Origin of the sequence: Bacillus sp. GBSW19 (genome assembly GCF_002998655.1) — a bacterium.
In the GTDB taxonomy this organism is placed as follows: Bacteria; Bacillota; Bacilli; order Bacillales; family Bacillaceae; genus Bacillus.
In genome coordinates this window covers 761,892-780,524 of record NZ_PVRF01000001.1, presented here as the reverse complement: position 1 = coordinate 780,524, position 18,633 = coordinate 761,892, and the positions used below count along the sequence as shown (strand labels likewise).

The following is an 18,633-nucleotide window of genomic DNA, read 5'->3' as shown; positions in this document are numbered from 1 at the left end:
AATATTGTTCCGTTCATTTTTTGACCAAAATAAAACCCCCTGAAACCATTGGCTCCAAGGGGTTTTCTTTATTAATACTGAGACATATACTGATCGCGTTCCCATGGGTGAACTTGGGTGCGGAACATATCCCATTCGATTTCTTTTGATTCGATGAAGTGTTCGAATAGGTGATCGCCTAGTGCGTTGATCATGACTTCGTTTGATTTGAGCAACTCAAGTGCTTCTGCAAGTGTTGCAGGTAGGTCAGAGATGCCGTTTTCAAGGCGCTCTTCTTTGTCCATGACATAAATGTTTCTGTCGATTGGTGCTGGTGCGTCCAATTTGTTTTTGATTCCGTCTAGACCTGCTGCAAGTAATACGCTTAGTGCAAGGTATGGGTTTGCAGACGGGTCTACGCTGCGCACTTCTACACGTGTGCTGATGCCGCGTGATGCAGGGATACGGATCAATGGACTGCGGTTTTGTGCACTCCATGCAACGTAGCAAGGTGCTTCATAACCAGGTACAAGACGCTTGTAAGAGTTAACCGTTGGGTTTGTGACCGCTGTGAAGCTTGTTGCGTGCTTGACGATACCTGCGATAAAGTGTCTAGCAGTCTCGCTTAATTGTAAATCTGCTTTTTCATCAAAGAATGCGTTTTTGCCATTTTTAAATAATGATAGGTTACAGTGCATACCAGAACCGTTTACACCGAACAATGGTTTTGGCATGAATGTCGCATGAAGACCGTGCTTTCTCGCAATCGTTTTGACAACGAGTTTGAACGTTTGAATGTCATCACAAGAACGGATGGCGCCTGCATATTTGAAATCAATTTCATGCTGTCCAGGTGCTACTTCATGGTGAGACGCTTCAATTTCAAAGCCCATTTCTTCAAGCTCAAGCACGATATCACGGCGGCAGTTTTCGCCTAGATCTGTTGGTGCAAGGTCAAAGTATCCACCTTTATCGTTTAGTTCAAGCGTTGGCTCGCCTTTTTCATCTAATTTAAATAAGAAGAATTCTGGCTCAGGTCCAAGGTTGAAATCACTAAATCCTAGTTCTTCCATTTCCTTTAAGACACGCTTTAAGTTATTACGTGGGTCTCCATCAAATGGCGTCCCGTCCGGCTTGTAAATGTCACAAATAAAGCGTGCAACTTTACCTTTTTCTGCTGTCCAAGGGAAAATAACAAATGTGTTGAGATCTGGGTATAGATACATATCTGATTCTTCAATACGTACGAAGCCTTCAATAGATGAACCGTCAAACATACATTTGTTATCGAGAGCTTTTTCTAACTGGCTCACAGGAATTTCAACATTTTTAATCGTTCCGAGAATGTCTGTAAATTGCAGACGAATGTACTTTACGTTTTCCTCATTTACTAATTTTACGATATCTTCTCTTGTGTATTTTGCCATTTCGTAAAACTCCTCCCCTACAAAAGGTAAAATTGTATAGCAATGCTTTTGCTAATTGGTTAACGGAAGAACCTTGACATATCCCCCTGCCTAAAGGTCGTTCCTTGTTGGAAACGTCCAGCCTGAATGAGTTCTTTCTTCAGTAGCTTCCTGAGTTCATCATCTGTCAAGTTGTGCTTGGCTGTGGTTTTCTCCTCGGCCTTTGTATTAGACGCTGGATGTTCTGCCTCAGCTTTGGCAAAAAGTTTTTTGATTCCTGCCATGTTTACACCTTGTTCGATGAGGTTTTTAATTTCTAGTAATTTATCAACATCATGGAAAGAAAATAATCGGCGATTCCCATCACTTCTTGCTGGAAATACTAATCCATTTTCCTCATAATAGCGAATTTGCCTTGCAGATAATTCTGTTAGCTGCATGACAATCCCAATTGGGAATAAAGGCATTGAGCGGCGAATGTTATCACTCATCTCAACTGTCTCCTCCTCTTTGCTTAAATTTATTATATGTCATGTTATATTATGTGTCAACACTATGTTAGGAATATTAACATGGGTTTTTTTATTGAGCAGGTATGTCGATAAAACCTTGTTCCAATAAGGCATCTACAGCACTGCAAATCGCATTTTTCACATGGGCATACGTGAGTCCGCCTTGAACGTAGGCTGTATAAGGCGGTCTGATCGGTCCATCGGCTGACAATTCGATGCTAGCTCCTTGGACGAAGGTGCCCGCTGCCATGATGACATCATCCTCGTAGCCCGGCATATAGCTCGCATGCGGTGTGACGTGACTGTTGATCGGAGATGCATATTGAATCGCCTGGCAGAACGCAATCATTTTGTTAGGATCGCCAAATTCGACGGATTGAATCAAATCCGTTCTTTTCGCATTCCACGCTGGGTTCGTTTGGAACCCGAGCTTCTCAAGAAAACGAGCCGTGAACACTGCGCCCTTTAAGCTTTGCGCCACAACATGCGGTGCTAAGAAAAATCCTTGATACATTTCCTGGAGCGCATACAGCGATGCACCCGCTTCACTGCCGATGCCCGGAGATGTCATTCGATAAGAGCAAGCTTCTACCCATTTTTCTTTTCCAACGATGTAGCCGCCTGTTTTGGCAAGGCCGCCGCCTGGGTTTTTAATGAGAGAACCTGCCATAAGATCCGCTCCCACATGACATGGTTCTTGTAATTCAGTAAATTCACCATAACAGTTGTCCACAAACACAATGATTTCTTCATTGATCTCTTTTACAAATGAGATCATTTGCTCGATTTCTTCTATTGTAAAGGAGGGTCTTGAAGCATAGCCTTTCGAACGCTGAATGCCGATGACTTTTGTTTTCGAGGAGATCGACTCTTTTACTTTGTCATAATCGACTGATCCATCTAGCCTTAAATCAATGGCCTTGTAATCAATCTGGAAATCTTTTAATGAGCCTGTCCCTTCTTTGCCGCGAATCCCTACAATTTCTTCTAGCGTATCGTATGGTTTTCCTGTCATATAGATCAATTCATCGCCAGGTCTCAGCACACCAAATAACGCAATGGAAATCGCATGTGTGCCGGAAATGATCTGCGGACGCACAAGGCCGCTTTCTCCTCCGAAGACATCCGCGTAGATCTTTTCTAACGTGTCTCTTCCCATATCATCGTAGCCATATCCAGTTGTCGGGTTAAAGTGAGAGTCACTGACTTTATGCTTTCGGTAGCTTTCAAGCACCCGCCACTCATTTTGTTCGCTCTTTTGATCAATTTGCTGATGCACGTGTAAAATGTCTTGTTCTGTTTCTGCTGCTACTTTTTCTAAAATACTGCCGTGTTTTAATGTATGAAACATCTTGATTTAATTCCTTTCTTACAACATATACTTCTTGATTTGACCTAATATGGTCTGCTCCTCACCACTAAACCCGGTGATGTCATAAAGTTCTGCTTCTTTTTGAAATTCTAGTGATTCCACGAGCGTTTCTGATTTTAATGCGGAGATGAGCTTTCCTTCATACGCTGGAATCTTCACATGATATGGCTTTAAAAAGGTTTTTTTCAGTTCAGCCATGATATCCGCTTTTAACCGCTTCACATCTTCTTCGCGTCTCGCACTGATTAACAGATGACGATGCTTTGAAGATGGGATGAAATCCGGTCTGATTCGATCTTCTTTGTTATAAACCGTCAGCATTGGAATACGATCTGCTTCTAATTCCTCTAAAAGCTCATGAACCGTCCGTTCGTGACCTTCGTAATCCTCATTAGAAGAATCGATGACGTGAAGCAAATAATCAGCTTCCTTCACTTCTTCAAGAGTGGAACGAAATGCCGCTATCAGTGTTGTTGGAAGGTCTTGGATAAAGCCAACAGTATCTGAAATCAGCACACTGTAGCCAGATGCTAATGTCATCTTACGTGTCATTGGATCAAGCGTCGCAAACAGCAGATCCTCTTCATGACTATCTGCTTCTGTTAATTGATTAAACAAAGTAGATTTTCCAGCATTCGTATATCCGACAATGGCAATTTGGAACACCCCATTTTTCTTCCGGCGTTCCCGGTATCTTGTACGGTGTTCTTTGACTGTAGATAATTGCCCGTTAATTTCGTGAATGCGGTTTCGAATATGGCGTCTATCTGTTTCAAGTTTTGTTTCACCTGGACCTCTTGCGCCAATTCCGCCTCCTTGTCTTGAGAGGCTGATCCCTTGTCCGCTTAGTCTCGGCAAGGCATACTGAAGCTGGGCAAGCTCTATTTGCAGCTTCCCCTCTCTTGTACGAGCCCTTTTTGCAAAGATGTCTAAAATCAATTGTGTACGATCAATAATTTTCACATCTAAGGCAGTTGCCAAAGCTTTTAGCTGACTTGGAGACAGTTCGTCATTAAAAATAATGACATCACATTCGAATTCCTCGCAAAGCACTTCAAGCTCTTCTACTTTGCCTTTACCGATATATGTTGCGCTGTCTTGTCTATTTCTCTTCTGCGTCATTACGCTGACAGCTTCACCGCCAGCCGTTTTGGTTAAGGAAGCTAATTCTTCCATTGAGTATTGAAAGCGTTCATCCGTGACATGCGGCAATTGACAGCCGACAAGGATCGCTTTTTCTGTCATTTCATGTTCATTCAACGTCAGTTGTTTCCTTTCTGTACTTAAGTTTTCAGTAGTACCATCATACCAAACACATCACACGTATACCACTATTCGGATGGTTTATTTTAGTATCTCTTTATAAAAAGGATACGCCATTTTAAGTAGGCGTATCCTCTTTCATTTGCAGATCGTGACTTTTAATGGTGAGCAAATCTTTTTTATCATAATGATCCACAAGCAGAAGTCTCATGGCTTGAGTTCGAATGGCCTTTTCAATCGTGTTTCGCACAAACCGGCCGTTACTGAATTTTGCAGGGCTTGTGGTGCTTTTAATGTGCATTAAATAATCTCGCAGCTTCCATTCAGCTTCTTGCGTAAATATATATTCTCTGTCAGCCATCATTCGTTTGGCAATGTCCATGAGCTGATCGACTGTATAATCAGGAAAGCTGATATTGATTGGAAATCTTGATTGCAGGCCGGGGTTTAATGATAGAAAATGATCCATTTCCTTGGAGTAGCCAGCAAGAATGAGAATGAATTCGTGCTGTTTGTCCTCCATATGTTTTACTAGGGTATCAATCGCTTCTTTCCCAAAATCCTTTTCGCCTCCGCGGGCAAGAGAATAGGCTTCGTCGATGAACAAAATGCCGCCTAGTGATTTTTTAATTAACTCCCTTGTTTTTTGCGCAGTATGACCAATGTACTCTCCGACAAGATCTCCGCGTTCCGCTTCAATTAAGTGCCCCTTTGAGAGGACATTCATTTCAAAGAAAAGCTTCCCGACAAGCCTTGCAACCGTTGTTTTCCCTGTGCCTGGATTCCCTTTGAACATCATATGAAGCGCTTGTTTGCCTACCTTTAACCCTTGTTCCTGCCTTTTTTGATTGACAAAGATCCAAGCATAAATCTCTTTTATGTTTCGTTTCATTTCATCCATACCAACAAGGCTGTTCATTTCACGCTCTATTTCCCGTAAGATGCTGTGTTTTGCCTCATTTTTCTGTAAGGCTTCTAGGTATTCTGCCTCTGAATCTGCATCAACCAATACTTGCTTTTGTCCGTTAAGTATAATATTGATTTGGCCGTTGTTTTTATATGTGACAGCTCGCTCCAACGTATTCACCTCTCGCTCTTCTCTCTTTATTCTATTCGGGTGGAGCTGTAATCGTGACAATCGCCCGCTTAAGCCCAAGTTTGCTGTCAAAATGACCCGAGATACCGAATATTGTAGGGATTTCTGCGGTTTCCCAGGAAATGATGTGCTATTTCCATTGTATTCATCCAATTTAGGCGGACAAACCAACAATTTACTTTTTCTTAGAAAAATGTAGCTTTCTCATCACAAATTATGCAGAAAAGAGTCTCAATGATTTCCGCATTTTGTACAGGCAATTCTTCTATTTTCTCATAAAATAAAGACGAGGTGATGAATAGATGGTGAAGATTTTTATTGATCCTGGCCACGGAGGAACAGATTCTGGAGCTGCTGCTAATGGACTTTTGGAGAAAAACATCACACTTCAAATCGCACTTTTACTGAGAGATATCATGATTAGTGAATATGATGGGGTTTCCGTCCGCTTAAGTCGTTCAATTGACCAATCCGTCACTTTGTCCCAGCGTACAAATGCGGCAAACAGCTGGGGAGCTGACTATTTCGTGTCTATTCATGTTAATGCAGGCGGGGGCACAGGTTTTGAAAGCTTTGTGTATCCTGGCGTTTCAGCACCGACCACCACGTATCGCAATGCCCTTCATGATGAAATTGTTCGCTCGGTGGATTTTGCCAACCGCGGCAAGAAAACAGCGAACTTCCACGTTCTTCGAGAAACTTCTATGCCCGCTATTTTAACAGAGAATGGTTTCATCGATACGACAGCTGATGCAAATAAGCTCCGCAATGCGACCTTCCTTCAAGGCATCGCTCGCGCTCATGCCACTGGATTAGAGAAAGCCTTTCAGCTGAAAAAAAAAGCAGGTAATCTTTATAAAGTACAGGCTGGAGCTTTCAAGGTGAAAGCCAATGCAGATGAATTAGCAGCCACGCTGAAATCAAAAGGCTTTGACGCCTTCGTTGTATTAGAGGGCGGTATGTTCCGAGTGCAAGCAGGAGCTTTTCGTACAAAGCAAAATGCGGATGACCTCGTCGCAAGATTGAAACAGGCCGGTCACGACGCATTCGTTTTCCAATAACTGAAGCTGTTATAACGAAATAAACCGGCTCAAGTCTGCTGCTGAGCCGGTTTATGATTGATTCTTTTATGCTAAAATGTTCACGACAAATTGAGACCATGTTTCAAGTCGATCGAAGTATTCGGGCTTTTTCAAATCGGATGCTTTCATCCATTTTCCTGAGATTTGATCTGTTTCTTTCACTTCTACATGAGCACCTGAAGATAATTCAAGCGCTGATAACAGGCCAATGTGCACACGGCCAACACTGTTGTCATCATCATTAATTAATCCAAGGGTTTTCATCTCAAGTTTGTCTTCTTCTTGAATAGAAAGTTCCTCGTCTAGTTCACGATCCGTATTTTCTTTTAGAATTTCAGCAAAGTTTTTTCCTTCGATAAAATTCATGTGACCACCAAAGCCAAGAGATAACTTATGATGCAATCGAGTCTCTCCCCCGCCTTGAAGCCTTTCATATACATACACTTCGTCCTCACGCTTAATCACGACATAAGGAATCGGCTGCTTGAAGTCAGGATTTTCTTCCGCATCGCCTCTGCGCATCTGCTTGAAGTGCTCTTCGATTTCTTTCATAATGGTGTTGATTGTTTTCTCTTCACTATTCACACCATTAAACGCAAGCGTTTCGTTTTGGAACACGCGTGCGCGCGGTGCAACTAGTATGATTTCATCCATTTTTCCCATGTTCGGTAACCTCCAGTATGTAACGCATTGTATGAAATGGCAAAAAGCCAAAACGAGTGATGCGTTTTGACTTTTACGCCTTACTTATGATTCATCTCCAAAGAAGAAGTCGTCATCTTTTAACGGCTCAACCGTCGCTTTTTTGTAGCCGTTCCCTTTCATTGAGAAGAAGTCATGCGATTTTGTTTTTGTATTGAGTCCGTTCAATACAATTGGATTGATCTCTTCTTCTTCAAAGTAAGGGGCAAATCCAAGGTTCATTAACGCTTTATTGGCATTGTAACGAATGAACTTTTTCACATCATGCGATAAATTGACTTGGTCATATATATCTTCCGTGTAATGAAGTTCATTTTCATAAAGCTCGTTCAAGAGGTCAATTGAGAAATCGTATAGCTCTTTTTGCACGTCAGGTGTTTGTTTGTTGTAAATTTCTTGTGCTAATAATCCAACGTATACACCATGAATCGCTTCATCACGCAAAATCAAGTTGATGATTTCACCACTTTGCATGAGCTTTCCTTGTCCATAGAAATAAAGCGGGTAGTAAAAACCACTGTAAAATAGGAAGCTTTCTAAATAAACAGAAGCAACCATTGCTTTAAAGAGGGAAATCGGATCGTCCTTTTGAATCGAACGGTATAAACTGACAATCATATCTGCTTTCTTTTGCAAGAATTTATTTTTCTTGACCCATTCAAACACTTCACTGATCGTTTCAGTTGGTGCGAGTGTCATGAAGATATTTGAGTATGATTTCGCATGTACCGCATTTTCCATCATCGCCATAAAGTTTAATACCGCTTTACGCTGATGGCCGTCTACATGTTCAGCCACAATCGGCATCCCTGTATTTCCTTGTTCTGTATCAAGTAAAGTCAGGCCAGCAAGTACCTTCATGTACGTATCTCGCTCTTTTTCACCTAAATATTTCCATGTTAAGAGATCCCCGTTTAAGGAAATCTCTTCAGGAAGCCAGAACTGCTTCACATTTTGGTTGTAAAACATTTGTGTAAAATCGTCTTCGTGTTTTGACCAGTTGGCTGCATCATAAATTTTTGTCACGTTAAACTCTCCTTTAATCAAACAACACAAGAAAGACAGCCTTCCTGCCCTGTATCCTTCGTTCTTGCGTAATAAAGTGTCTTAATGCCTTTATGGTGTGCATACAGATCGATGCGGTTTAAGTCACGCGTTGTCATCGTATCTTTCAGGAATAGTGTAAAGCTGATTCCTTGATCGACGTGCTGCTGAATCGTTGCGATCATATCGACCACTTTAAACATGTCCATATCGTACGCTTCTTTATAGAAGAACCAGTTCTGCGCTGAAAGACCTGGCATCGGGTAATAGGTTTTGCTGTTGCCGTATGTTCTTTCTTCGATACGTTCCATAATTGGCATAACAGAGGCCGTGGCCGATTGCACATAAGAAATGGAACCTGTTGGTGCAATACATAAGCGGTAGCTATGGTACATGCCATTTTCCGCTACAAAGTCTTTGAGTGCTGCCCAGTCTTCTTTTGTTGGAATGTGCATGCCTTCAAATAGTGCTGCTGCTTTTTCTGTTTTTGGTGTGAAATCATTCTCCACGTATTTATTGAAGTACTCACCCGTTGCATAGCCAGAGCCTTCATAACGATGGAATGTTTCTCCTTTTTCTTTTGCAAGCTCACTTGAGCGTTTAATTGAATAATAGTTCACCATCATAAAGAACGTATTCGCGAAATCTCTTGCTTCTTCACTTTCATAGGCAATTTGGTTTTGAGCCAAATACCCGTGAAGGTTCATCGCGCCAAGTCCGATTGATTTCATCGCCTTGTTCGCTTTTCGAACAGCCGGTGCATTGCGAATGTCTGTTGTTTCAGACACAAGTGTTAGTGAGTCTGTTGCAAGTTTGACCGTTTTTTCGATCGATTTGTTTTTCATGACATTCATGATATTTAATGAACCAAGATTACAAGAAATATCAAGACCAATTTCATCTTCTTGGTCATAGTCCGTGTAAGAAGAGACCTCTGAAGCCTGAAGCACTTCTGAGCAAAGGTTTGAGAATTTCACTCGTGAAATATGGTTTAATGCATGCTCTCTATTCACATTATCTTGGAACATGATATATGGATAGCCTGATTCTGAGCGAAGAACAGCCAATTTTTCAAGAAGCTTTCTCGGATTGACTTTTTCTTTTTTGATTTCCGGGTTTTCTACAAGCTCATCATACATTTCTTCCATGTCCATCTCATCAAGATGCTGTCCATATTCTTTATAGACTGTGTGTGGATAGAAGGTGTAAGCTGTTTTATCTTCTCTTGCCAGCTCGATAAATTTGTCCGGGATGACAACACCGATGGACAATGTTTTCACACGAACATCTTCATCAGCAGAGATTTTTTTTGTATCTAAGAAATCATTGATATCTCTGTGGAAAATATTGAGGTAGGCACTGCCTGATCCTTGTCTTTGTCCCATTTGATCTGCATATCTGAATGCATTATCAAGAAGCTTCATCACGCCGACGACACCTTTTGTCGCGTTTTCAACATCTTTGATTGCTTCGCCTTTTGCACGAAGTTTTGACAGGTTCAAACTGACGCCGCCGCCTAGTTTTGAAAGCTGCATTGAAATATCAATCGCTCTTGAAATATCGTTTAATGAGTCATTCACTTCAAGCAAGAAACAGCTCACAAGCTCACCGCGTCTTTTACGTCCAGCGTTTAAGAATGTTGGTGTACTTGGCTGGTACTCCTGATTGATCATCAGTTCTACAAACTCAAGTGCTTTTTCTTTATCTCCGCCCGCAAAGAAAAGCGCTACAACTGAAATGCGGTCTTCATAGCGTTCAAGGATTTTCTTTTTATCATTTGTTTTCAGCGCATAGTCGTTGTAAAACTTAAACGCACTCATGAATGATGGGAATCTAAATTTCTTCGCATATGCAGCTTCGAATACTTCTTTAATATCTGCCATGCTGTATTGTCTTAAAAATTCTTCCTCATAGTAGTCGTTTTCTATTAAGTAATCAATCTTCTCTTCTAAGTTGTGAAAGAAGACCGTGTTTTGATTAATATAATCTACGAAATAACTATGTACAGCTTCTTTATCCTTATCAAACTGAAACTTTCCTTCTTTTTGAATCATAATCTCGTTATTTAATTGTATCCACTTTGGAACCTGATTTTGTGACAATTCTTTCTACCTCCTGTGTAAACAATTCAACATCCCTTTTTGTTCCGCTTAGTTCAAAGGTGTGCAAAATAGGAACTTGATATTGTTTAGAAATCGTATCGGCGCTTTTGGCAAAATTATCTCCCCACACTTTGTTTCCACTCACCGCTACACCTAGTAAAAGGTGAGCATTTTTCTCTAAAAAGGACTGAGTGGTACTAGGGACTTGTCCAAATCCTGTCGTAAAGGTGACGAGAATAAACGGCGTATCCAAAAACTCTTCTCCAGTCAATTTTCGTTTGTCTGTAAAAGGGGTCTTGTCCAAAAAGCGTTGAACATTTCCTGTTTTTGAATCAAATACGATTTGAATCAATTCCATCACGACCTAGTTTTTAGTATTGTTGATCATTTCGTTATTCACTATATATAGTATACTATGTTTTTTCAAAACACAACATATAGATGTTCGAAACGAAAAAAATCAACCAACCCGGCCGAACATTCATAGCCGAACTCGTACGTTCAAATAAATAGAGCAGAACAGGATCTAAAAATAGACTGCTCTACTCCCTATTCAACTGAAACCGAAATCTATCATAACACGAAAAAAAATCGCTTAGTAGACTAGACTTTTTGTTTTATTTTTTGTAGGCATCGCACTGTAAATCTTCTGACACTTCTGTAATTTCCACTTCAACACCTAATTCTTTTAGCACCGCTTCAAGCGCAGAGACGATTGAAGCTTCTCTGACTAATTCTTTCCCATTTACAGAAACGCTTGTTCCATATTCGAAACAGGAGTCGTCTTCACAAGTTTGTTCCCAGTGATTAATTTTAATTTTGTGTGTCATGAACTCATCCTTTTCTGTCTAGATGTCTGATGCATGATTATAGTGTAGCGACTTCACATTCATTTGTAAATTTACGTGCTTACTCTTCAACAGAATCATCATCATATTCCTCGTCCCATTCATCTATGTACTTCGTTTTAACGAGGGTCAGTTCTCCCTCTTTTTCATCAAACCGGTACACATGTACTTCATCATCTTTCACAACAGCAAAGTGATTATTTTTTAGTGCAACAGCTGATTGTAAAAGGCCTTCTATATGTCCATTATCATCTTGATTAGCATAGTTATGCGAGCTTTCCTGTCTCGATTCAATGTTTGAAATGGCGCACGATCCAAATAAGACAACAATCCCAATCAATAGAAGGATCACTCTAATCCTTCTTAATTCAAGCTCTGCATTTTCCATATCGCTTCCCTCACCTTTCTTCATATCCAATAAGGGATTATACGTAAAATAGACAGAAAAGTTTCACGGCATGCAAAATAGCCCCTCTGCACTGACAAAAAACGTAGCGGGTTCCGGCCGGTTTATTCGCAGATGCATGGGGCTATTAGGTCGAACATATCCTATTCTAATTCTAGATTTACATTCTTTTGAGGTGCAAATGTAGAAATGGCGTGTTTATAAATAAGCTGCTGCTTCCCTTCTGTTTCAAGCAGCACCGTGAAATTGTCAAACCCTTTCACTTGACCGCGAAGCTGAAAGCCATTCAGTAAGAATACTGTGACAAAGGTATTGTCTTTACGGATTTGATTCAAAAATTGGTCCTGAATATTAATCGGTTTCATGTTTCGTCCTCCTTGATTCTGATAACTACAGTTTCGCTTTAAGTTCAAGCTTTCCTGCTATATATGCGAAAATTTCCTCTTTTTTGTCTGAAAAGTGGCAAGGCGGTGTCATGTCGAACCAAGTGACATCCATTTTATTACGAAACCACGTGAACTGACGCTTCGCATATCTGCGGGAATTTTGCTTTAATTGCCGGGTGGCTTCATCAAGTGAGCAGTCACCTTGAAAATACGCATACAGCTCTTTATAACCAATCGCTTGAACCGATTGACAATCCTTCAAGCCAGATTGATAAAGTGCGCTCACTTCCTCAATTAAGCCTTCATCTATCATCATATCAATTCTTTGGTGAATGCGCTCGTACAAAAGCTCTCGATCCATTTTCAGCCCAATGAAGGCTGTATCATAAAGAGGAACTTCTTGATGACCGTTTTGCATCTCCGACATTTTCTGACCTGTTGTATGGATCACTTCCAGCGCCCGGATCACGCGGCGGACATTATTCGGATGAATGGCTTTTGCAGCATCAGGGTCTACTGCCTTTAGCTTTTCGTGCAGCTGAAGGGGGCCATGCTGCTGTTCAAACAGCGCCATTTCTTCTCTAAAAGCAGGATCACTTTTCTCGTCGGTAAATGTATAATCATATAAAACAGATTGGATATACAAACCTGTTCCGCCGACAATCATGGGTGTTTTCCCTCTAGCGGCAATCTCTTTGATTTTCAAACGGACCAGCTGCTGAAATTCAGCTGTAGAAAAGGATTCGTCCGGCTCTTTAATATCAATTAAGTGATGCGGGACACCATCCATTTCTTCAGGGGTGATTTTAGCTGTTCCAATGTCCATTCCTTTATAAATCTGCATAGAATCACCGCTGATAATTTCTCCATTAAATGCTTTGGCTATATGAATGCTCAGTTTTGTTTTGCCGACAGCCGTCGGTCCTACTAATACAATCACTGGTTGTTTCGTTTTTTTCATAACATCACTCTCTTTTACAAACTGCCTACAGTATAGCATAACTTCTCATTCTCTCCTATATACGGCCTATCACCAGCCGAGTGGTTCATTTCCGACCACTTCGTATGTTTTTCCTTTTAAACGGTGCGTATGCGTTGGCCGCTCTTCGTCCGGACTATAGACGACTCCTCCATACGGAATAGGGACAGAATCGTTATAGGCAGAAAACGTGACTTCCTCAATCTCGTGATAGTGCGTACCATCCACTCTCGGTATCGCAGGCCCTGTGATGCCGTAGTATCTGTGGAAATGCCCCCTCTCAAAAGAGGTGATCCCGCGATAAAAATGTGTATGCTGATCTGTATTGCTTCCATTGACAGGCTGAGAAATGCCTTCTATTAAATGATAATGCTCCTCTGTTACATCCGTTCGTGCTTTATAGGCATGAGCATGCGGCGGGCATTTTGCCCAATCAGATGGATACAGGCCCATTTTTAACATTCCTCCTTATATTAGGCATTCACCCAAACACATATAGGCCATTCGAATACACTGATGTCAGTTACAGTGATTTTATGTGAGAGGAGCCTTTTTTTATGAATTATTTTGACGCACAGCCATTTATGCAAGAAGACATGAGAAGACCTTTTGGTTTTGGACGCCCGGGCTTTGGGTTTGGGAGACCTGGATTCGGTTATGGTAGACCTGGATTCTTCGGACCTCCATTTTTAGGTGGTTTTGCTGGAGGTCTGCTTGCTGGGTCTCTGCTTGCACCAGGATATGGATATGGATATGGGTACCCTTATCCGCCGCCGTATCCGCCATATGGACCATACCCTTATTATTAAATATGACGTTTTAGTGAAAATATCTGTTCATCAAATGAATCGATTGACACACTCGTTTTTGATGGGTTAACATTTACTTTACCGACCGTTCAGTAAAGTAGGTGTTTTTTTTATGTCTAAAACCAAAAAAGAGCAAATCTTTGATGCAGCTGCCCGCACGATTTTAGAAGAAGGATTAAGCCAGCTTACCCTTCAGCAAGTGGCAGAGCATGCACATATGACCAAAGCCGGCCTGCTTTATCATTTTGCAAGCAAGGAAGAGCTCATCCAAAAAATGAATGAGCACGCGATTCTTTGCTTTCGTCAGCAGCTCGAAACGTATCAAGAAACTTACAAACACGAAAAAGCGCCTTATGTACGTGCATATATATTGGCCACATTACATGATCTTGATCATCAAAATACGACCCAGCTATGTACAAGTATGATGGCTACCATGTCATTTGATGAAGCGTTATTGAACCCTTGGCGTGATTTTTATGCGGAGTTCAAAGCGAAAGCAGCTGAGGAAATAAACGACCCTGCATTGAGTCAGCTAATTCGACTCGCATGTGATGGGATATGGTTTTCAGAAATGTTTCAGCTTGAACCGCTGAATCGAGAAGAAAAAACCCTTTTACTTCATCGGATTTTACACCTATTAGAGGAGGGATGATCATGATCCTCGGATATCTTTTTCTGGCTGTGGCCATTTTTTCAGAAGCCATTGGCGCCGTGATGTTAAAACTCTCAAATGGCTTTACGCGCTTTAAGCCTAGCGCTGTCGTTGTTGCTGGCTATACACTTGCATTTTATATGCTGTCATTGACACTTAACATCATTCCGCTTAGCATGTCTTACGCAACATGGTCTGGGGTTGGTACAGTCCTCACGGCTATTTTTGGCGTGCTTTTTTTCAAAGAAACCTTGAACCAAAGAGCAGTCATTGGGATAGCGATGCTTGTCTCAGGGGTTGTACTTTTAAATATGTCATAAAGGATGTGGGAGATCATGAAAGGAATGCTCTATTTAACAGGAGCCATTTTGACGGAGGTTTTTGGCAGTACGATGCTGAAGCTTTCACAAGGTTTTTCGCAACTGCTGCCGAGTATTGGGGTCCTGATCGGATTTGGCTGCGCCTTTACCTTCCTCAGTTTGGCACTTAAAACCATTGACCTTTCGTCTGCTTATGCGACATGGTCTGGCGTTGGAACAGCACTCACTGCTCTTATCGGACTCGTGCTGTTTAACGAAACCATTCACATAAAAGGCTTCATAGGCCTTGCACTTGTGATATGCGGCGTGATTGTCTTGAACCTGTCCAAAAAACAAAAGGAAGAAAACAAAGAACAAATCGATCAAACCGAATGGACGTCATAAAAAAAGTCATTTTCTCCATTTAATAAGAGAAAATGACTTTTTTGTTTTTACCCGCCAACTTGAATGGTTTCTTCTAAGGAAATGGCCACATTTCCTTGAACAGCTCTTGAGATCATACATGAGCTTTCGGCTTTATGCGCGAGCTTGCGGGCCAGCTCAATATCATGCGGGGAAGCGGATTGTTTGAGGATGATGACAGGCCGGTGAATGATTTTTTCATATGTAAACACACCATTGGTCACATCTACGACAGCCTCAGAACTCATCGTTAGATCCTCTTTCTCTAATTGGCTCCGCTCCATCATAGCGGCAAGTGTAATAATATAACACGTAGCCGCTGCACCTAAAAGCATCTCATCTGGATTTGTTCCAATGCCGGGACCGTCCATTTCTTTTGGAATTGAAATCTTCGTTTTTAACTGTTCACATGAGATTGTACCCACATCGTTACGCAGACCAGGCCAGCTCGCCTGAAGATGAAAATGATGACGCGCCATATTCGTCTCTCCTTTTATTATCACTTTTTATAGTGTAACAAGAATTCACGCTGCTTGTCTTAACATGTGCACCATCTTTATGTATATTCCTCATCCAGCACTGTCCGAATCGCCCTGACATACCGGTAGAACGTCTCGTTTTTTGTACTCGACCGCCGCCGAAAGTCAAAACTGTCAAATAAAGCTTCACGCTGACTTCTACTAATCTCTAGCTGTACACTTTGCCCTGTTTTTGTAAGATTATTAATATTATGATTGCTTGTTCCGCTCAGGGTTGCGTGTGCGACAGCCAGTTCAGCAGAAAATCCGTTCCGCTCTAATGAGTTCACAATTTTTTCTGCACGGTCGTAATCTGTTCCGCCAACGAGAGTATGGTCAATTCCTTCCTCACCTTTGTATCCATGAACTGCTAAGATATAATCGTGTGCTTTTGCCTGCGCGACGCCGACTGGCTCATCAAAGTTTGTGCTTGTAATATGAAGTTCTGACGCATTCTCTCTTAAGCCTTCAAACAAATACGTAGAGAAATCATTATCGAAAAAATGGACGATCTCGCTCACGCCGCCTTCAATCCTCCCGCCATGGGGTGACATCACTAGAAGACGGCTTCCAGGCACTGGGTTGGCTGTAATCTGATAGCTGCTTGTTGATTCGTTTTCTTCCAGTTCTTTAAAATTGCGATAAATATCATTTGAACCGCTTTCGTCTTCCCCACCTGATGACACTGGCTCATCATGTTCCTGTGCTTGCATTGTATAATAAACGCCCCATCCGATCGCAAGCAGGAGAAGCAAAGCAAAAAACTTCTTCATTCCCGTTCTCCTTTAACAGATTTCTAAGCCGTTTCTATGATTTATACTGAATCATCATTTCTTTTCATTTTTTCCACTTTTTCTCTTCAAATTTGATCATAACACTCTAGATCATGAGATTCCTCAAAAATAAGATAATTGCATTTATATACACAGAAACGCCTCTCCTCTTTGAAAACAGAGTTAGAATAGTATGACAGACAAATGAAGTTATGTTTAAAATGGCCTAGTTCTATCCAGTCTGTTTTCTTTAATTCGGCTTGTATTTATATGGATTTGATTTTTTTCCTCTGTGACAAGCCACATTTGTATGAGCATTGACCCTGTTTATCCCCCCCTTTTTTCTGCAAAATCGATTGTTTCACCGGTTCTCTTTGAAGAACTCTCCCACCTATCATCGGCAGATTCTACATGTTTTTCACCTTTTTCTATTATTTTACAAAATGTAAGCGCTTTTCTTTTTAAAGAGAAATCAGTCAGCCGCCAATATGAAGAAAAGGAGGGGCATGAATCCGAACCAAGCAGCTCTCATTCTCATAACGTAATAGTGTACAAGAATGGATAGCTAGAATGGAGGGCATTACATGTTTGGATTTTCTATGGTGCAAATGGTCAGAACACATGCTAGTAAACTGGATCAGCCTTTAAGAGAAACCGTCCTTCACCTTTATAAACCTTTTAAATGGACGCCATGCTTTCTTCATCGTTTCTTTGAAGGAAGATTAAAGAAGAGAAAGAAGCTTCGTGTGATCATTGAATTTAAGGAAGGTGCGGTCGAAGCAGGTATTCAAAGCGCAAAACAGTTCATGAAAAAAAGTAGAAAAACAAAAATTAAACGGCACTTTTCACATATCGACTGCTGCGCTGCTGACCTAACACCGGATGCTTTAGAGGAGCTGTTAGCGAATGGTGAGCATATTCGTAAAATTTATTTAGACCGGAAAGTTCATGCACTTCTGGATATGGCCACACAAGCAAGTCATGCTGATGAAGTCATCCGAAACGGTACAACCTTAACAGGGGAAGGTATTACGGTCGCTGTCATTGACACAGGGATTTATCCGCATGAAGATCTAGAAGGAAGAATTCGCGATTTTGTGGATTTAGTCAAGCAAAAAACAAAGCCTTATGATGATAACGGGCATGGCACTCACTGCGCTGGAGATGTAGCTGGAGACGGAGCTGCCTCAGATGGCTTGTACAAAGGACCTGCTCCAAAAGCTCATTTAATTGGCGTGAAAGTGTTAAATAAACAAGGGGCTGGATCACTTTCTACTATTATAGAAGGGGTTGAATGGTGCATCCAGTTCAATGAAGATCACCCTGATGATCCGATTCATATTATGAGTATGTCACTAGGCGGAGATGCCCAGCGTTATGATGACGAACAAGACGATCCGATGGTGCGCGCTGTCAATGCTGCTTGGGATCAAGGCATTGTTGTATGCGTCGCTGCCGGAAACTCTGGTCCTAACAGTCAAACGATTGCGAGCCCTGCCGTCAGTCAAAAAGTTATTACGGTTGGCGCTTTTGATGACCGGAATACACCAGAATCAAACGATGATATCGTGGCACCATTTTCGAGCAGAGGCCCTACTGTTTATGGTGAAACAAAGCCTGATATCCTTGCACCAGGAGTGAACATCGTCTCTCTCAGATCACCAAGGTCCTTTCTAGATAAACTCGATAAATCAAGCAGAGTCGAGGACGATTACACGGCGTTATCTGGCACATCTATGGCAACACCGATTTGTGCTGGTATTTGCGCTCTTCTATTAGAGCATTCACCAGATTTAACGCCCGATGATGTCAAAACCCTGTTAAAAGAAAATACAAGCAAGTGGTCTGGAGATGACCCGATGATTTACGGAGCAGGTGCCATTGACGCAGAAAAAGCCATCAAAGAATAAATTAAAAAAGCCCTTTACGTTGATTCGTAAAGGGTGTTGTTTGTCTGTTATTACGTGTGAAGTCTTTCA

The 18,633-nt window shown here is 41.5% G+C and carries 22 protein-coding genes; 6 read left to right on the top strand and 16 right to left on the bottom strand.

Going from position 1 to position 18,633, the window contains the following annotated elements:
- Nucleotides 1–71: 71 nt before the first annotated feature.
- From glnA to spoVK, 5 genes are all read right to left on the bottom strand, one after another.
- On the bottom strand, nt 72–1,406 hold the full coding sequence (glnA, locus tag C6344_RS04065; protein ID WP_060596374.1) for a type I glutamate--ammonia ligase: 1,335 nt from the start codon (nt 1,404–1,406) through the stop codon (nt 72–74).
- A 59-nt stretch (nt 1,407–1,465) separates the two neighbouring features.
- Nucleotides 1,466–1,876, bottom strand: a complete 411-nt coding sequence (locus C6344_RS04060; RefSeq protein WP_060596372.1) for a MerR family transcriptional regulator — start codon at nt 1,874–1,876, stop codon at nt 1,466–1,468.
- A gap of 91 nt (nt 1,877–1,967) precedes the next feature.
- A complete protein-coding gene (locus C6344_RS04055; RefSeq protein ID WP_060596370.1) occupies nt 1,968–3,248 on the bottom strand; it encodes a methionine gamma-lyase family protein in 1,281 nt (426 codons plus the stop codon).
- 18 nt (nt 3,249–3,266) lie between these two features.
- Nucleotides 3,267–4,529, bottom strand: coding sequence for a GTPase HflX (hflX, locus tag C6344_RS04050; protein WP_106061490.1), 1,263 nt, complete (start codon nt 4,527–4,529; stop codon nt 3,267–3,269).
- Nucleotides 4,530–4,650: 121 nt separating this feature from the next.
- Entirely contained in the window at nt 4,651–5,610 is a 960-nt protein-coding gene (gene spoVK, locus C6344_RS04045) for a stage V sporulation protein K (protein ID WP_034662129.1), read from the bottom strand.
- 320 nt (nt 5,611–5,930) lie between these two features.
- On the opposite strand from spoVK, the gene C6344_RS04040 reads away from it, so the two are divergent.
- Nucleotides 5,931–6,689, top strand: coding sequence for an N-acetylmuramoyl-L-alanine amidase (locus C6344_RS04040; RefSeq protein WP_106047822.1), 759 nt, complete (start codon nt 5,931–5,933; stop codon nt 6,687–6,689).
- 66 nt (nt 6,690–6,755) lie between these two features.
- On the opposite strand, the gene C6344_RS04035 is transcribed toward C6344_RS04040, so the two are convergent.
- The 9 genes from C6344_RS04035 to C6344_RS03995 form a co-directional block, all read right to left on the bottom strand.
- Nucleotides 6,756–7,373 (bottom strand): hypothetical protein, encoded by a 618-nt coding sequence (locus C6344_RS04035; RefSeq protein WP_066030873.1) that lies wholly within the window; start codon nt 7,371–7,373, stop codon nt 6,756–6,758.
- A gap of 84 nt (nt 7,374–7,457) precedes the next feature.
- Complete coding sequence (gene nrdF, locus C6344_RS04030; RefSeq protein WP_024424085.1) at nt 7,458–8,438, bottom strand: class 1b ribonucleoside-diphosphate reductase subunit beta; 981 nt, start codon at nt 8,436–8,438, stop codon at nt 7,458–7,460.
- 17 nt (nt 8,439–8,455) lie between these two features.
- Nucleotides 8,456–10,558, bottom strand: a complete 2,103-nt coding sequence (gene nrdE / locus C6344_RS04025; RefSeq protein ID WP_066030874.1) for a class 1b ribonucleoside-diphosphate reductase subunit alpha — start codon at nt 10,556–10,558, stop codon at nt 8,456–8,458.
- Nucleotides 10,518–10,910: a class Ib ribonucleoside-diphosphate reductase assembly flavoprotein NrdI gene (gene nrdI / locus C6344_RS04020; RefSeq protein ID WP_008360380.1), complete on the bottom strand. Its 393-nt coding sequence runs from the start codon at nt 10,908–10,910 to the stop codon at nt 10,518–10,520. The genes nrdE and nrdI overlap by 41 nt, the downstream gene beginning before the upstream one ends.
- Before the next feature lie 265 nt (nt 10,911–11,175).
- Nucleotides 11,176–11,388, bottom strand: coding sequence for a hypothetical protein (locus C6344_RS04015; RefSeq protein ID WP_003212415.1), 213 nt, complete (start codon nt 11,386–11,388; stop codon nt 11,176–11,178).
- 79 nt (nt 11,389–11,467) lie between these two features.
- The gene (locus C6344_RS04010; RefSeq protein WP_106030919.1) at nt 11,468–11,794 is read right to left on the bottom strand and encodes a YmzC family protein; all 327 of its coding nucleotides are present in this window, start codon (nt 11,792–11,794) and stop codon (nt 11,468–11,470) included.
- A gap of 161 nt (nt 11,795–11,955) precedes the next feature.
- The gene (gene hfq / locus C6344_RS04005) at nt 11,956–12,177 is read right to left on the bottom strand and encodes an RNA chaperone Hfq (protein WP_003211269.1); all 222 of its coding nucleotides are present in this window, start codon (nt 12,175–12,177) and stop codon (nt 11,956–11,958) included.
- 25 nt (nt 12,178–12,202) lie between these two features.
- On the bottom strand, nt 12,203–13,159 hold the full coding sequence (gene miaA, locus C6344_RS04000; protein WP_106071503.1) for a tRNA (adenosine(37)-N6)-dimethylallyltransferase MiaA: 957 nt from the start codon (nt 13,157–13,159) through the stop codon (nt 12,203–12,205).
- A gap of 69 nt (nt 13,160–13,228) precedes the next feature.
- Nucleotides 13,229–13,630, bottom strand: a complete 402-nt coding sequence (locus C6344_RS03995) for a YmaF family protein (protein ID WP_060596355.1) — start codon at nt 13,628–13,630, stop codon at nt 13,229–13,231.
- Nucleotides 13,631–13,734: 104 nt separating this feature from the next.
- On the opposite strand from C6344_RS03995, the gene C6344_RS03990 reads away from it, so the two are divergent.
- From C6344_RS03990 to erbB, 4 genes are all read left to right on the top strand, one after another.
- A complete protein-coding gene (locus C6344_RS03990) occupies nt 13,735–13,986 on the top strand; it encodes a spore coat protein (RefSeq protein WP_066030877.1) in 252 nt (83 codons plus the stop codon).
- A 112-nt stretch (nt 13,987–14,098) separates the two neighbouring features.
- Complete coding sequence (locus tag C6344_RS03985) at nt 14,099–14,641, top strand: TetR/AcrR family transcriptional regulator (RefSeq protein WP_066030878.1); 543 nt, start codon at nt 14,099–14,101, stop codon at nt 14,639–14,641.
- A 2-nt stretch (nt 14,642–14,643) separates the two neighbouring features.
- Nucleotides 14,644–14,961 (top strand): SMR family multidrug efflux transporter EbrA, encoded by a 318-nt coding sequence (gene erbA, locus C6344_RS03980; protein ID WP_060596350.1) that lies wholly within the window; start codon nt 14,644–14,646, stop codon nt 14,959–14,961.
- 15 nt (nt 14,962–14,976) lie between these two features.
- A complete protein-coding gene (erbB, locus tag C6344_RS03975) occupies nt 14,977–15,345 on the top strand; it encodes an SMR family multidrug efflux transporter EbrB (protein ID WP_034662159.1) in 369 nt (122 codons plus the stop codon).
- A gap of 47 nt (nt 15,346–15,392) precedes the next feature.
- Here erbB and C6344_RS03970 read toward each other — a convergent pair whose 3' ends face one another.
- Together C6344_RS03970 and C6344_RS03965 are read right to left on the bottom strand one after the other, a co-directional pair.
- Nucleotides 15,393–15,842 carry an OsmC family protein gene (locus C6344_RS03970; RefSeq protein WP_106061493.1) on the bottom strand — a complete coding sequence of 150 codons (450 nt, stop codon included), beginning with the start codon at nt 15,840–15,842 and terminating at the stop codon, nt 15,393–15,395.
- A 77-nt stretch (nt 15,843–15,919) separates the two neighbouring features.
- Entirely contained in the window at nt 15,920–16,654 is a 735-nt protein-coding gene (locus tag C6344_RS03965) for a poly-gamma-glutamate hydrolase family protein (RefSeq protein ID WP_034662166.1), read from the bottom strand.
- 584 nt (nt 16,655–17,238) lie between these two features.
- On the opposite strand from C6344_RS03965, the gene aprX reads away from it, so the two are divergent.
- On the top strand, nt 17,239–18,564 hold the full coding sequence (aprX, locus tag C6344_RS03960) for a serine protease AprX (RefSeq protein WP_060596349.1): 1,326 nt from the start codon (nt 17,239–17,241) through the stop codon (nt 18,562–18,564).
- Nucleotides 18,565–18,633: the final 69 nt, after the last annotated feature.

Bases quoted from the DNA above. Each gene is read 5' to 3' on its own strand.
- glnA (WP_060596374.1), bottom strand. From the start codon at position 1,406: ATGGCAAAATACACAAGAGAAGATATCGTAAAATTAGTAAATGAGGAA.
- C6344_RS04060 (WP_060596372.1), bottom strand. From the start codon at position 1,876: ATGAGTGATAACATTCGCCGCTCAATGCCTTTATTCCCAATTGGGATT.
- C6344_RS04055 (WP_060596370.1), bottom strand. From the start codon at position 3,248: ATGTTTCATACATTAAAACACGGCAGTATTTTAGAAAAAGTAGCAGCA.
- C6344_RS04040 (WP_106047822.1), top strand. From the start codon at position 5,931: ATGGTGAAGATTTTTATTGATCCTGGCCACGGAGGAACAGATTCTGGA.
- C6344_RS04035 (WP_066030873.1), bottom strand. From the start codon at position 7,373: ATGGGAAAAATGGATGAAATCATACTAGTTGCACCGCGCGCACGCGTG.
- C6344_RS04015 (WP_003212415.1), bottom strand. From the start codon at position 11,388: ATGACACACAAAATTAAAATTAATCACTGGGAACAAACTTGTGAAGAC.
- C6344_RS04010 (WP_106030919.1), bottom strand. From the start codon at position 11,794: ATGGAAAATGCAGAGCTTGAATTAAGAAGGATTAGAGTGATCCTTCTA.
- hfq (WP_003211269.1), bottom strand. From the start codon at position 12,177: ATGAAACCGATTAATATTCAGGACCAATTTTTGAATCAAATCCGTAAA.
- miaA (WP_106071503.1), bottom strand. From the start codon at position 13,159: ATGAAAAAAACGAAACAACCAGTGATTGTATTAGTAGGACCGACGGCT.
- C6344_RS03995 (WP_060596355.1), bottom strand. From the start codon at position 13,630: ATGGGCCTGTATCCATCTGATTGGGCAAAATGCCCGCCGCATGCTCAT.
- C6344_RS03990 (WP_066030877.1), top strand. From the start codon at position 13,735: ATGAATTATTTTGACGCACAGCCATTTATGCAAGAAGACATGAGAAGA.
- C6344_RS03985 (WP_066030878.1), top strand. From the start codon at position 14,099: ATGTCTAAAACCAAAAAAGAGCAAATCTTTGATGCAGCTGCCCGCACG.
- erbA (WP_060596350.1), top strand. From the start codon at position 14,644: ATGATCCTCGGATATCTTTTTCTGGCTGTGGCCATTTTTTCAGAAGCC.
- erbB (WP_034662159.1), top strand. From the start codon at position 14,977: ATGAAAGGAATGCTCTATTTAACAGGAGCCATTTTGACGGAGGTTTTT.
- C6344_RS03970 (WP_106061493.1), bottom strand. From the start codon at position 15,842: ATGGCGCGTCATCATTTTCATCTTCAGGCGAGCTGGCCTGGTCTGCGT.
- C6344_RS03965 (WP_034662166.1), bottom strand. From the start codon at position 16,654: ATGAAGAAGTTTTTTGCTTTGCTTCTCCTGCTTGCGATCGGATGGGGC.
- aprX (WP_060596349.1), top strand. From the start codon at position 17,239: ATGTTTGGATTTTCTATGGTGCAAATGGTCAGAACACATGCTAGTAAA.